Origin of the sequence: Bordetella ansorpii, assembly GCF_900078315.1 — a bacterium.
Lineage (GTDB): Bacteria > Pseudomonadota > Gammaproteobacteria > Burkholderiales > Burkholderiaceae_B > Bordetella > Bordetella ansorpii.
On the sequence record NZ_FKBS01000025.1, the window covers coordinates 217,535 to 229,906 of the forward strand.

At 61.5% G+C, this 12,372-nt stretch carries 13 protein-coding genes; 4 read left to right on the top strand and 9 right to left on the bottom strand.

Annotated elements, in window-relative coordinates:
• Nucleotides 1–686: 686 nt before the first annotated feature.
• The 4 genes from A7W11_RS18570 to A7W11_RS18580 all read left to right on the top strand — a co-directional run bounded on the left by A7W11_RS18570 (nucleotide 687) and on the right by A7W11_RS18580 (nucleotide 2,845).
• Nucleotides 687–1,349: a hypothetical protein gene (locus tag A7W11_RS18570; RefSeq protein ID WP_156523152.1), complete on the top strand. Its 663-nt coding sequence runs from the start codon at nucleotides 687–689 to the stop codon at nucleotides 1,347–1,349.
• 111 nt (nucleotides 1,350–1,460) lie between these two features.
• Nucleotides 1,461–1,784: a hypothetical protein gene (locus A7W11_RS28080; protein ID WP_156523153.1), complete on the top strand. Its 324-nt coding sequence runs from the start codon at nucleotides 1,461–1,463 to the stop codon at nucleotides 1,782–1,784.
• Nucleotides 1,785–1,866: 82 nt separating this feature from the next.
• Complete coding sequence (locus A7W11_RS18575) at nucleotides 1,867–2,181, top strand: hypothetical protein (RefSeq protein WP_066416894.1); 315 nt, start codon at nucleotides 1,867–1,869, stop codon at nucleotides 2,179–2,181.
• 97 nt (nucleotides 2,182–2,278) lie between these two features.
• Complete coding sequence (locus A7W11_RS18580; RefSeq protein ID WP_066416896.1) at nucleotides 2,279–2,845, top strand: GNAT family N-acetyltransferase; 567 nt, start codon at nucleotides 2,279–2,281, stop codon at nucleotides 2,843–2,845.
• Nucleotide 2,846: 1 nt separating this feature from the next.
• Here A7W11_RS18580 and A7W11_RS18585 read toward each other — a convergent pair whose 3' ends face one another.
• From A7W11_RS18585 to A7W11_RS18625, 9 genes are all read right to left on the bottom strand, one after another.
• Nucleotides 2,847–3,359, bottom strand: coding sequence for a nucleoside 2-deoxyribosyltransferase (locus A7W11_RS18585; RefSeq protein WP_156523154.1), 513 nt, complete (start codon nucleotides 3,357–3,359; stop codon nucleotides 2,847–2,849).
• 14 nt (nucleotides 3,360–3,373) lie between these two features.
• Nucleotides 3,374–4,552, bottom strand: a complete 1,179-nt coding sequence (locus A7W11_RS18590) for a hypothetical protein (protein WP_066416898.1) — start codon at nucleotides 4,550–4,552, stop codon at nucleotides 3,374–3,376.
• Between the two features lie 9 nt (nucleotides 4,553–4,561).
• Complete coding sequence (locus tag A7W11_RS18595) at nucleotides 4,562–5,506, bottom strand: GNAT family N-acetyltransferase (RefSeq protein WP_162270290.1); 945 nt, start codon at nucleotides 5,504–5,506, stop codon at nucleotides 4,562–4,564.
• A 136-nt stretch (nucleotides 5,507–5,642) separates the two neighbouring features.
• Nucleotides 5,643–6,443, bottom strand: a complete 801-nt coding sequence (locus tag A7W11_RS18600; RefSeq protein ID WP_156523155.1) for a hypothetical protein — start codon at nucleotides 6,441–6,443, stop codon at nucleotides 5,643–5,645.
• Nucleotides 6,440–7,816: a P-loop NTPase family protein gene (locus tag A7W11_RS18605; RefSeq protein ID WP_066416925.1), complete on the bottom strand. Its 1,377-nt coding sequence runs from the start codon at nucleotides 7,814–7,816 to the stop codon at nucleotides 6,440–6,442. The genes A7W11_RS18600 and A7W11_RS18605 overlap by 4 nt, the downstream gene beginning before the upstream one ends.
• Nucleotides 7,813–8,661, bottom strand: coding sequence for a hypothetical protein (locus A7W11_RS18610; protein ID WP_156523156.1), 849 nt, complete (start codon nucleotides 8,659–8,661; stop codon nucleotides 7,813–7,815). The genes A7W11_RS18605 and A7W11_RS18610 overlap by 4 nt, the downstream gene beginning before the upstream one ends.
• Before the next feature lie 2 nt (nucleotides 8,662–8,663).
• On the bottom strand, nucleotides 8,664–9,806 hold the full coding sequence (locus A7W11_RS18615) for a DegT/DnrJ/EryC1/StrS family aminotransferase (RefSeq protein WP_066416941.1): 1,143 nt from the start codon (nucleotides 9,804–9,806) through the stop codon (nucleotides 8,664–8,666).
• 31 nt (nucleotides 9,807–9,837) lie between these two features.
• Nucleotides 9,838–11,049 carry a hypothetical protein gene (locus A7W11_RS18620; RefSeq protein ID WP_066416945.1) on the bottom strand — a complete coding sequence of 404 codons (1,212 nt, stop codon included), beginning with the start codon at nucleotides 11,047–11,049 and terminating at the stop codon, nucleotides 9,838–9,840.
• Nucleotides 11,046–12,368 (bottom strand): ATP-grasp domain-containing protein, encoded by a 1,323-nt coding sequence (locus A7W11_RS18625; RefSeq protein WP_066416950.1) that lies wholly within the window; start codon nucleotides 12,366–12,368, stop codon nucleotides 11,046–11,048. The genes A7W11_RS18620 and A7W11_RS18625 overlap by 4 nt, the downstream gene beginning before the upstream one ends.
• Nucleotides 12,369–12,372 lie beyond the last annotated feature (4 nt).

Here is a 12,372-nt window from a genome sequence, read left to right on the forward strand (position 1 = left end):
TGGGGGAGATAAGCCGCAGGGCGGCCAGTGGCACTACGTTCGTAGTGCGCGAGGTCTTGCGTCTGGTGCGTTCGCCCCGGCTGTCAGGGATAGTCTGGTCGGACCGTTCGGCAGGGGCTCCCTGCGCAGGCTCAGGGAAAGAGCGCCCAGTTGGGCGGCGCATTACCCATACGGTGCGACGGTATCTATGCCACTGTTGCGTAGGCACAGCCGGCAAGCGCCCCTTCTCGTCTGGATCATTCCCTTCTACATCCTGCTCCATTGCAGGACTGCTTTCCTTTTCTGAACCAACACACCTCGCGTTGAACGATTACGTCAGAACACGAAATCGCGAATTCGGCATTGAGGTGCCAGTTCGCCGAGTTCGGCGATAGATAATGATCTATCTTTCCCGGGCCAACGCGGGCGATAACGATAGTGCCGATACTTCGGCCGGCACCTGCAGGAAGGACAAAATATACGTAATTCTGTTCATTCCCAGGTCACGCCTTTCCCCTATTTTCTAGTTTGGCTAGCGATCGGGTGGTTTCATCTTGCCATCGCTGGTCGGCAAGAAGCCGCCTGCAACCAGCATCGGAATCACTTACCCGATCCAGTCTCGCAGTCAGGTGATATCGACCGGGTCTAGGCCTCCGGAGCCGTGCCGAACGAAGCCAATCCAAACGCACTAGAAATCGGAGATCAGCATGAACCTGCCTCGTCTTTTGGTTGCCTTGACGGCCGCCTTTGCATTGCATGTAGGAACCGCGGCCGCCGCGCCGGGTTATAGCGACGACCCCGAAGTCGCGGGCTTGCGCCAGATGGTCTGCGCCGCCAAAGGCGGCGTCGACATCACGGACCAGGGCACCCTGACCCTGGGGAGCGATGTCTCTTCGGCAGTGGTGTGCGCGGGCGCCGCCAATCCGGCAGCGGCCGGGACTGCGGTAACGCCCACCGCCGACGTTCAACCGCTCGCACTGTGCGGGCAGTTCAGCTCGGTCTGCGCATCGCTGTACCCGCCCTCGGGCACGTACACCATCACGAGCAGCAACCCGACGTTCACGACGTCATGCTCGGCCGACGTGAACGTGCGCTCGCGCCCGGGTGGCGGCACCAGTACAGGCACCTCGACCCTCAACTGCCGGGCCTATACGCCGGGCGGCAGCGCGGTGGGGTGCAATGTGAACTGGTCCGGGCCTTCGTCGTTCCCGGTTGGCGTGCGCACCAATGTGTCCGTCAGTTTCGACTGCCTTGTGGCGGGCCCGGGTTCGCGCGGCACCGTCGCAGACTTCTCGTATCAAGACGCCACGTATGGCGCTGTGCGCGCAGACGGCCAACAGACGAGCAGCCTGACCATCGTGCTGCAATAAGGGCAGTCGCCTGACACAGACACGTCATCAGGCGTGGGCGCAACCGGCCTATACTCATTTTACAAACCCCGGTTGCGCCCTCTGCGAGCCGTCTTCTACGAGGAATCCGCCATGTCCACCAAGCTTGCTCGACTCACTGTCCTGGTGTTGGGAGTCGTCCTCGCGCCGCTGACGGTGGCGCAAACTCCGACTGCGGCGCGCTCGGCTACACAGGAACCCGCTGCTTGTATTGAGGTTCAGGTCGGCAGCGCTCGCAGCGTCTCTTATGACTGTTTGGCGCAACGGATGTCTCCGCCCGAGAAAAAACCAGGTCACCCGGACATGCCGAACCCTGCCCTGGCTTCTGAGCGTGTCACGCGCCTGCCGCCGACGCAAACAGGTCTTTTCACCAGCCTGCACCAGATGCTGATTTCTGGCGTCAAGCGGGACAAATAGCCTTCTCGTCGTCACACGAACCTTCTGCCTAGCCACGCGAAGCGTCACCGTGCGGCCACAGTTAGGCGCCATGAGAAAACAAATGCAGATGGAACACCCCCGTTGGTACGGCGTGGCCGCAATCACCTCCCTACTGCTCGCCGGTTGTGCGGCGTCTTCTGACGCAGAAAGCGTGGCGCCCGCCTCCTTGGTCAAAGTGCAATGCATGACGTCCAGCACCAGCGATCTTGGGCCGTGCCAAGCACGCGCGAGCCAGTTATGCGACGGCACGGCCCGCCTGCGCGGCATCGACTCGCGTTCGGACGCCGGCAGCACTGGGCCGACCGGCAAGTACCAGCTCTACCACATCAGCGCCAGCTATGAGTGCATAAAGCGAGAAACCCAACCGGCAAGCTGAGGCCCGGGCGGCAAGCGCCGTCACGACGCGGTCAAGCCGGCATTTCGCCACCGCCCGGCGCGGCGGGAATCTGACACGGCCTACTTCAGGAGCCATCATGACGCCCGACCCAGCTCGACCCGCTATTGCTATCGATTCCGTTTCACCCGACTCGCAGCACTGGGCGACCTATCTCGCCTTGTACGCTGAATATCTACGCGGCCATTGGCCGCAGGAATTCGGACAGATCCCGCCTGAACGCCTTGCTCAAGACAACGACGATTTACTGCGCGCACGCTGGGCTGAGGGCGGCCGCGGCCTGTTTCTTTTGCATAACGAGACCAAGCCCGCAGGCTTGGCCAACGCATGGCTGGACAAGCAAGGCCCGATGATCACGCTTCAGATCGCGGAGCTATACATCCGTTCTGATGACCAACGCCGAGGCTGGGGAAGCTTGCTGCTCCAGGCCGTCGAGCGCTGGGGTAAAGCCCACGGTGCAACAGGTATCGCCCTGGAAGCCGACGCCGACAAGCCCGAAGCGAACGCGTTCTGGCGAGCCCGGGGACTCACGCCGTTGGCAAACGATGGGCAGCGCATCGTCTACGGCGGCGCGCTTACACGCGGACGGGCCGAGCCAGAAGCGCATCGTGCCAAGGACCATCCAGAGCCGGAAATCGGCTTCTGATCTATGCAGCCTGGGCGTCACGCTCGGCAATAAGCGCCAGAACCTGCGCGAGGACAGCCGGCTCGCGCTCAAAGGCGTCTATGGCAACGTGCTCGACTTGCGCCACCGTCGCCAACCCCTTGAGCAGGTGGCTAGCCGAAGCATCAATCGGCATGGCGGTCACCAGCACAATCGGCCGGCGTAACGCGGACGCCCAACCCAGCTCGATATGCGTGCCGTCGGTGCGCAGCAGTGTCCCGTCCAAGGGATGCATCGGCAGCACGGCAACGAAGATATCGCACTGCTCCATCCAAGCACGGTCGCGGCGCGATACTTCGTCCGGCGTGAACAAATGCGTATCGGCACCGAACTTCTCCGCGCGATGCGCGGAGAGCACCTGAGCACCGTATGCCTCCAGCAGGGAGATGGCAGTCGCCAAATGGCCTTTCAGGCCTTCGTCTAGCGCCCGTGCTTTGAGCGCATGTTGAATGGGTCCGCCGACGAAAATCGTCAGCCCTTTAAGACGCAAGGACATCGTGTTTTCCATTTTTATGCTACTTCAGAAGAGTTGAGGGGAGCACTTCGGGGGATAAATTCGGCAAGGACCGCTTCGATATGGCTGACGATTGAAGTGTCGCGTCGCTGCAGACTCGAATCGCCTGCCGACGGCGCGCCAGATGGGGACTTGCCAAGGAAGGTCTCGATCATTGCCATTGCGCGCGCACGTTCGGTAGACAACGACAGGAACCGTTCCGCGCAGGCGGCTATCAGCGCGATCCCTTCTTGCTCGGGCAAGTAGCGCGGAATCGGCGGATACCCGTGGTGAACATTCCATGGGAAGCCCTGCTCTGGACTGTAGTAATCGTGCAGGTAGGTCTGCAGTTGGAGCTGCTGGCTATAGTTCTGCGGCGGCAGGAAGAACACGTCCTTGTTCAGGGCCTGGCACTCATAGAAGGTTGTCAGGCCGGGATTGGCCAGGACTTTCCGGGCGTCGCGCAAGCGGCGTAGAAAATCCTGCTTGTTAAAGCACCCGATCTCGAGGTTGGGATGGGAGCCGGCCAGCGCTTGGGCGAGGCGTCCGATCGTATGGCCGCCGCCGGCGATAGTGACAAAGGCCTCGGACTGTACGCTCGGCAGCGCCAGCAGATCTTTCAGGAACTCGAACCAGAACCGCCCGGTGTCGGCATAGACCGTGTCGATGCCGCCCAGCGTAATTAGCAGGCCATCAGTATCGTCGGTGGGATCAGGCAGCGTGGGTGACAGAATCGGAGCGACGACCTGCGGGTCGGAGACCACTGCACGCAGGCGCTCGATGTTTTCCTCAATGCCATGAAAATGCTGGATGAACACCTTGTCTGCCAAGGCCAGATCAGCAGGAAGATCGTTCCACATCCAGAACAAGGTGTCGACATAGACCGATTGAATGCCCAGCCGTGCTGCAGCCGAGATCGAGGCCGGGTTTGTGTTACTGACGAACAACGCGGCATTGGTGAGCAGCGTCGCGCGCGCATCCAGATCCTTCGGGTCGGTCGTGTTGCATTCGTAGATGCTGTCGAACAAACCCGATCTGCGGCCCAACTGGCTACTGGTTAGCGTCCCGAGCAGCACGAAACGGGTTCTATCCGGCAGATTGCCTCGTAACCGCAGGTCCTCGACGATGTTCAGGGTGGTCGAAATTGGACCGAAGCAAAATGGGTCGGCATCAAAGACAATGGTTGGCGCGGACATGGCTCTTCCTCATAGCGGCACATTCAAGCTCTCGATCTCGAACCTTTTCGTGTACGGGTCATAGATGAAAGTGGTGGCGTGCAGATTCTGCAAATGCAGGCGGCCCGACTGATTCAGGTTGGCGCCCAGCACGTGCGCAACGAACAGGTTGTGCAGGTTCTGATGCGACACGATCACCGGGAGCGCACAGGTAATGGACGCGCTTCCCACGTGTTCCATGAACTGCGAAACACGTCGAACGGCCGCATGCGCGCTTTCGGAGGCCGCGAACGGCATGTCGAGTGGAGTGTGGATCAGGCGGTGCTCATAGTCGGCGCCATACCGCGCTTCGATGTCGTCTAGCCGCATGCCAATAAGCTCTACCGGGAAGAACTCGCACAGAGCAGAATCGTGAGCGATGACGTAGCGCGCGCTGTGGCTTGAAAGCGCCTGGGCCGTCTCTCTGGCGCGCCGTTGGGGAGAAGAGAAGATCTGTTGCCCCTCCGGCGGACCCAGCAGCCGCGTACCAAGGCTGGTAGCAAGGTCCGCAGCCGACTGCGCGAGCGATATTTCCTCATCCGTCGGGCAGACTTCCAAATGGTCGAGCGGCGCAATCTCTCCGTGCCGTATCCAGCTCAGGCGCAGATCCGGCATGCCCATGCCGTACTCAATGCGACGGTCTGCGATGGACAGAGCCTGCAAGCCCAGCTTCTGCCAGAACACGCTCGCGGGCTCATCGACTTCGATCTGAACACGGATGCGGCGTGCGCCCGCGCAGCGGCCCCACTGGACCACGGCGTACCAAAGCGCCTGCCCCAGACCCTTGCGCTGATGTGCCGCGGCGATGTAGAAGTCGCAGACATGCAAGGTGCGAACTGGGCCGGACTCCAGCCACGCCTCCGCGAGGCCCAGGGCCGCACCGCCGTCGCGCAGCAGGAACAAGCCGCGTTGGCCGTGCTCCAGACGTTCGACCAAGATGCGCTCCTGGTCGCGATCACACGCATCCAACCTCGCACGAACGCGCGTGGCTGACAAACGGCGTTGGACGGAGTCGCGGTATAGCGCAACGAAGTCCGACCAAAGTCCGCATTGCGGCGTTATGGAAGCGACGTCAAGCATGTTCGATCCAACCCGCACGCGGCGAGGAAAACATCAGCATGATCTGTGCATGCCACCGTTGGTAGGCGTGGCTCGGCGAGACGTGATCGGCGCGGGGATTCTCCAGCAGCGGCTGAACCATGCCGAGGCGGCGAAGACGCCCCTGAACAGCCGCGGGCAATCGATGCCACTGCAGGACTGTGCGCATAGGGCTCGAATGGTGCTGGGCACCCCAGCTTGCGTCTTGAATCGCACCGGTGAGTTCGTTGTCCTGCAGGTACGCTTGCAGCCAGTCCCGTTTCAGCCGCGCAACCCGTGCGAAATGCAGCCCGAGGTCCACGCCAGGGTGTGCGACGGTCAGGCGCACGGCGCCACCGTCGCCGATCAGCTTGTTGCCGTTGAACGAGACGTAGGCTGCGCAACACCGTGACAGGGACGGTTGCAGTGGAATCGAGCCATAGCTTTGCGACCAATCGATAAAGCACGGGCAACTTGGCGCGCCGCCGTTCGCGAAGGCAGCGCAGTGTGGGTCGACGTACCCCATGGGGTGGGCAAGCAGCACGGCTTTGGGCCCCGCTACCGCTGCGTAGCGCTGCTGCAGATCGTCGAGATCCATTTGCAGCGCAACCTCGGCCCGGCCTGGAGGGAGGACCGCGTAGAAGGCCGGCTGCCAGTGCGCTGCGCGCGCGGCTTGCACCATGCTCTCGCAGATCCATTCGGGCAGCAGGCAGACGCCGTGCCTGGAAATCCGCTTGAGATCCTGCTCGAAGAACCCTCGCACCGAGGGGCCGTAAACAGGCAATGGCGTGTTCATGTGTGGACCCTCAGGTGGACACGAGGGACGTGCGTGGTCGCGATCTGCTCGTAGAACTCGCTGCGTCGTCCCCAGAGGTCTACGTACATGCCACGCTCCGGCACGTACAACTGTTCCAAGTGGCAGACGAAACACTCGAGACCCATCTGCAACTGCCTGCCCGCAGGCGTAGCCCCCCACTTCGCGGCATACCAGCGCTCTTCCCCCGCGCTCAGCATCAACGACCAGGCACCCGGCGTGCCGTCCACGTGGTAGGCGACGGCCAGATGAAAGCGCCAGGGGTCCTCGAGCACACCAGGCAGATACTGCAGGTCCTCGCGGTCAAGGCTGTGCATATCGCTTCCCGCATCCGCCTTCCAACTGTGCCTGTCTACCCACAGCGCATCCTGCCAAAGCTGAAGGCGGTCGGTGGTTGGCCCGAAGCGCACACACAGCGCCGAATCCATCTTTGCCAACGTGCGGCGAAACCGAGCCGAGTCCTTGCCCAAGCTCTGTCTGACCTCGGCGTTTACAGCAATACGCAGGGCTGGCGCTTGCCATTGATCAGCCTGTTCGCACTGCAAGCCGTGACGCTGAGCCAGTGCTCGTAGATCCCCTATGATGCGCGAGTCCGCATTCAGATAATTGAACGCAGCGGGCTGTTGCGTGATCAACGCAGTCAGGCGCTGCTCCTCGGCGGGATCCAAGCCAAAGTCAAAACAGGCATTTGCCACCCAGGTGTTACTTGCAGGCGAGGCCAGGAGATCAAAATCCCGAAAGCGATGCAGAGCCGGGCAGCGCAGACGACTGCCCATGCGCCATGCGTCAAGCCGTGTGGGATTGAACGACCCGCTGGCGCGACCCAAATGCTGCTCGATGTGTTCGCACAAAACGGCAGCGACCGGGTGTGGATCGTTACCATCATTGGCGAGCACGTGCTCGCCAGCCAGCCCCTTGTTCCATAGCGGGTCCTGATCCACCTCGCGGATGCGCGCGCTGGGCAGGTGGTCTTGCGCGCAACGCATCACATTGCGGCGTAGCAGGTTGTCCGTCGATACGACGAGGCGGTAACGCAACAGCGTGGCTGCGCCGACAGGAAAGCATCCTCTTATCGCGTCGTTCTCCTCGGGGTAGAGAAAGACGCCGTCGATGATGATGATCTGCGTGGCGGCATGCATGCAGTCCACGGCCGCCCGAAGCAGGCGCTGGGTGTCGTTCAGGATCGTCTGCTTGGTCAGCGTCGCACGAGGCTCGATAAAGTGGTGGAAGGTATCCCAAGGCAGCCAGCTGACGAGACGGCCGCGCCTGATCATCTCGTCTCTGACGAGCTGGCTGATCGTGGACTTCCCGCTGCCTGGCGCGCCGCGCACGACGAGAACGATGGTCTGCGTCATGACACGCTCACATGCGCTTTCCAGCGCTGCATCACATCGGCCACATCGAGTTGACCAAGAACCTGGCGGTAATAGCTTTCGTGGCCGAGCTGCGTAGCACGATGCGCAAGCTGCTGGTCGGTATGCCGAAGTTCGATAGTGTGGTTGCGGTTGCCCTGACACATCTCCTTGCCCTGCGTGTTCGGCGCAGGCGGGTAAAGCAGCATGGCGGGCCGCGCCAATCCGGCTTTCCTGTGGAGAATATCGATGGCCTTGCGTTGCGTCGTGTTCTCGACAAACAAGACACGATCGGGAGCCAGGTTAAATGCACGGGTCAGGAATGAAGGGCTGTACAGCGCGATGTTGCGGTAGTAGACCTCTACCATGACCGCTTCTTCAGGCTGGCCGCAGGGATAAGTCACACCTGGTACTTTGGCATAGAGCCCCCACAGGTCGGTGGGCGCCAGTACCGCCTTGATGCCGAGTACCAGATCGTCCACCAAACGTTCGAAGGCAGGCGCAGCCGTGTCGATCCAGTAGATTGGCGGCGTGTCCACGCCGAGCGCCTCCAGCGCCAGGCACAGGCCGTCCTCGAGCCAACGCAGCATCGTTTCGTGGTCGGCCTTCGACGGATCGAAATGCAGTGTGCTGGCCATCAAAACGGCTTCTGCTGATTGGAAGTACAGGCAGACTGGGCAACCATGCCGAGCCGCGATCACCGCCGGCACCAGCGAGTCGATCAGATCCTGGATCGAGAGGCGGGCCGGATTGCCTTTCGCGTAGCAGATACAAGGTCCACCAAGAACCGCTCGAACGGGATCCGGTAGCGAACCAATGGGCTCGAAGAACGTGGGAGAGAGGATCATGCTCACACCCGCTTTGCCACTTCTGCACGCACCACACAGAAAAGCGCGTCGTCGGCGGGGACGGGCAGGCAAACGCGCTCGTCCAAAAATGGTCTGTGGCGGTTCAGTTGAGCGTCCGGCAACGGCTGTTCTAGCAACCGCCACGGAAAGCCATCCGCATAGGGAGACAGCCGCGAGCCCAAGATGGGATGAGCCGGCATGTCCCAAGCGCGCCAGTCGTAGAGCCACGGCAGATCGCGCAGGCTCGGGGCAAGCTGACTACGCTTGAGCCAAACCGACACGGGCACGGATCCTGCGGGGCGTTGTACGATCGCGTCGTCGGGAAAAAGGTCGCGCAACTCGGTGTAGTGTGCTCCCAAGTCGGCACACAGTTGTGTCAAACCCTGAAACTGCGCGATCAGCAGCGCAGCCTGGATTTCGTTGAACTTGCCGTTATCGCCGAAGCCGATGCTTTGGCTCCAGTCAGGATAGCCCTGGGCGGTGCGCTCGGCCCCGTGATCGACCAGCATGCTGGCACGACGGAACAGCGTCGAATCGGTCGACACCAGCAGTCCGCCTTCCCCGCTGCTCAGCAGCTTGTTGGCCTGGAAGCTGAAACACCCGAACGCGCCGAAGCTGCCGACTGACCTGCCCTCGTAGGTGGTGCCCATTCCTTGAGCGCAGTCTTCTACCAGATGGAGCCCTGCGCGTTGGCAAACCTCCAGTATCGCGGGCAATTGTGCGCTCGCACCCTCCAGATGCACCGCGATGGCCGCCAGCGGCCTGCCCGGTGTCAGATCAATCGCCTTCGCAAGGGCCTGCGGACACAGCATGCCGTATTCGTCGACATCCACCAGGACCGGCACCAATCCGCAGTTGAGTACGGCATTGGCCGTGGCAATGAACGTGATGGACGGAATGAAGACCAGTTGCCCGGGCTGTGGCCGAAGAGCAAGCAAGGCCGCGCGTAGCGCTACCGTGCCATTGGTCACTAGCAAGCAATGCGACACCCCGAGCGCCTGGCAAGCGAGCGCCTCTACGGTCCGGCAGTATTTGCTTTCGGGCGTATAGCGAAACACGGCGTTGCTCTGCACCACCGATTGCACGTGTTCTGCCGCGCGCTGGGATATCCAAGTGTTGCCAAGATACGGTTTGAGGTATGACATGGGATGGGTCTCGCCTGCACGGGCAGCCGCGCTATCCGCGCGCGGCTGCGACAACTTTGTTGATCTGGAAGAGCCAGCACAAGGTCAATGCCATTAGCGACATCGCCACGAAGCTGACCAGCGGCAGTTGGCCTTGCCAGGACAGCGGCGCGGCGGCGATGGCCGCAGCGACGGGATAGGCGAAGCCGGAGACCACCTGCACCAGAGCGAAAAGCCTTCCCTGGTGACGTTCCAGGCCCTTCTGGTAGATGACATCGGTCACCATCATGTTGAAGAACACGATCGCCACGTTGTAGAGAACGTAGGCCAAGCATTTGGCATAGAAAGAGTCGGCCGTGAAGAACAGGCAGCCCAGCACCAGTAGCCCGAGCAAGGTCGAGGCGGGCTGGGCAGAGACCGGCCCACGATGGCCCATGCGTCCGAGCGCGTGCGCAACCCAGATGGGGATCACCGCGCTGAGCAGATAGAACGCGATCACCCAGATCGGATTCATGCCGAGCAGGCTGCGATTGACCTCCACCGGCAACGCAACCATGAGAAACGCACTGGCGACAAGGGTGGTCGCTATCGTTGCGGCGAGCACCCGGTAGCTCGGTAGGTCGAAGACGGCGGACAGGCTGGCGTTGCGCGGCCGCGTTGCGCCGCCGGCGCTTTGCACCCGAGGCATCTGAACGCGCATCAAGCGCCAGCAGACGACGCTGTACGGCACCAAGGAAGCGGTCTTGATTGCGGCCAGGACGGCCAGCCCGTGCTCCATGCCGAGGAAAGCGCCGACACCTGGCCCGATCGCGGATATCAGCGAGGTAGTGGCGACGATGGCGAACGCATGGTCGATCTTGGGCGCGCCGCGCGCATGAGACCAACTGTTGAGTTCGTGCCAGGCAACGCGCGACCATGGAATCTCGTAAGCAAAGAGAAACTCCAACACAGCGATCAAGCACAGCAACTGCAAGGCGGATAGATCCCAACCGGACAGCACAAGCAGCAACAGGGCGAGTGAGCACGCCAGTTCCAGCGCCAGGATACGCATGCGCATCTGCCAGATGTTCTCTGAGCGATCGATATGCCTGCCCCAGAACAATGTGCCCAGCGAGATGAACAGGAAGACCACCCCCATGGTCAGGTAGTAGCGCGACATGGAGGCCTCGCCCGCGAGCAAGCCGTAGGGATATCCGACTGCCAGGATGCTCGAACCTGCCCCATTGACGAACAGGACGCCGAGGAACAGGTAACGGATGTTCATGGCTGCGGCGCAACGTCGGCGAAGCTGCAATGGAAACGGCTGATGTAGTTCTCGAGCAGGGGCCTGCACTCCTCCTCTGTCGGCGCCGCGCAGACAATGCGCCCCAGCTCCGCCGTGTAATGGCTCTCTTCGTAGTTGGTCCCAACCTGCGCGTTTTGCTCCCAGGCGATGACGTGTTCGTCCAGGATTTCCTCCAACGGGCGAACCTCAGTTAGAACTCCAGGCATGGGGTTGAAGATGACCAAGCCGACAGTACGCGGCGTGTGAAATCGCTTGGCGCTGGCCGTGGTCTGCCCGACCAGGCCGTCGAGAAAATGATCATAGGCATGCGAGCCCTGCGACATTGCGTGCAGATCGAGCAACTGCAAGCCCGGCGGCCGTGAGGCGGTTTCGCACAGAACAAGGTCACCCGTACCTGATTCGACAAACACCTCAGTGTGGGTGAATCCATAGTCGAGTCCAAAGGCCTGCACCACCTTCTGATTAAAGAGCGTCAATGCGCGACCCAGCGCACCGTCCGGCGCAACGGAGTGCCACATGAAGTGTGGGCCCTCTACTTCGCTGCGAATGAAGCTGTAGAGGTAGATACCCATGCCGTGATAGATCACTTGGCGATGCAATACCGCCGAGTCGACATGCACCAAAGTGCCAACGATCCGTTCCTCGACCAGATATTGCTGCGGCTCTTGCAACGCACATAGCGCCGCCCACAGCGCCTCGCTGTCCGCGTACACCTCTACACCGCGCGCGCCCCAGCTATCACGCGGCTTGAGCACGAACCCGACGGGCGCGCGCTTGCGCTCAGCTGCGCGCCCGACGTCACCGACGAAGCTGGAAAATCGCGACCGGGCGCTGAGCAGTTGATCGGCCGGAGCAAAAACCGGGCAAGGCAAGCCCTTGGCCTGGGCCAGCTCGCGCATCACACGCTTGTCGCGAAAAGCGCGTGCCCCGGGCTGGTGTACGCAAGTGCCCGTGAGCCCTTCGACCAAAGCGCCCAGAAAATCCATATTCAGTTCGGAGAACGCGAGGTAGTAGTCAATCGCTTCTGCCCCGGGTAAGGTTTGCTGAAGTTTTTGTACCGCTGTCACCGCATCGGCCACGTTCTCTTGTTTGACGTCGTCGACGATGATGTAGGCCAGGCATCCATCCAGGTTCGTGGTCTTTTGCCACTTGGGCTTGAGCAGCAAAATCAGATTTAGGCCCAGCTCGTACCCACGATTGACGAATCCGACGCTATCGCGGATGTCAGGAATACAGAAGAGGACGGGTTTGCCTGGGGCAAACTGGCGGTGCGCATTGACCACGAGTTCGGTTGCCATATAG

Bases quoted from the DNA above. Each gene is read 5' to 3' on its own strand.
- A7W11_RS18590 (WP_066416898.1), bottom strand. From the start codon at position 4,552: ATGTCCGCGCCAACCATTGTCTTTGATGCCGACCCATTTTGCTTCGGT.
- A7W11_RS18585 (WP_156523154.1), bottom strand. From the start codon at position 3,359: ATGTCCTTGCGTCTTAAAGGGCTGACGATTTTCGTCGGCGGACCCATT.
- A7W11_RS28080 (WP_156523153.1), top strand. From the start codon at position 1,461: ATGTCCACCAAGCTTGCTCGACTCACTGTCCTGGTGTTGGGAGTCGTC.
- A7W11_RS18575 (WP_066416894.1), top strand. From the start codon at position 1,867: ATGCAGATGGAACACCCCCGTTGGTACGGCGTGGCCGCAATCACCTCC.
- A7W11_RS18600 (WP_156523155.1), bottom strand. From the start codon at position 6,443: ATGAACACGCCATTGCCTGTTTACGGCCCCTCGGTGCGAGGGTTCTTC.
- A7W11_RS18610 (WP_156523156.1), bottom strand. From the start codon at position 8,661: ATGATCCTCTCTCCCACGTTCTTCGAGCCCATTGGTTCGCTACCGGAT.
- A7W11_RS18620 (WP_066416945.1), bottom strand. From the start codon at position 11,049: ATGAACATCCGTTACCTGTTCCTCGGCGTCCTGTTCGTCAATGGGGCA.
- A7W11_RS18570 (WP_156523152.1), top strand. From the start codon at position 687: ATGAACCTGCCTCGTCTTTTGGTTGCCTTGACGGCCGCCTTTGCATTG.
- A7W11_RS18605 (WP_066416925.1), bottom strand. From the start codon at position 7,816: ATGACGCAGACCATCGTTCTCGTCGTGCGCGGCGCGCCAGGCAGCGGG.
- A7W11_RS18625 (WP_066416950.1), bottom strand. From the start codon at position 12,368: ATGGCAACCGAACTCGTGGTCAATGCGCACCGCCAGTTTGCCCCAGGC.
- A7W11_RS18580 (WP_066416896.1), top strand. From the start codon at position 2,279: ATGACGCCCGACCCAGCTCGACCCGCTATTGCTATCGATTCCGTTTCA.
- A7W11_RS18615 (WP_066416941.1), bottom strand. From the start codon at position 9,806: ATGTCATACCTCAAACCGTATCTTGGCAACACTTGGATATCCCAGCGC.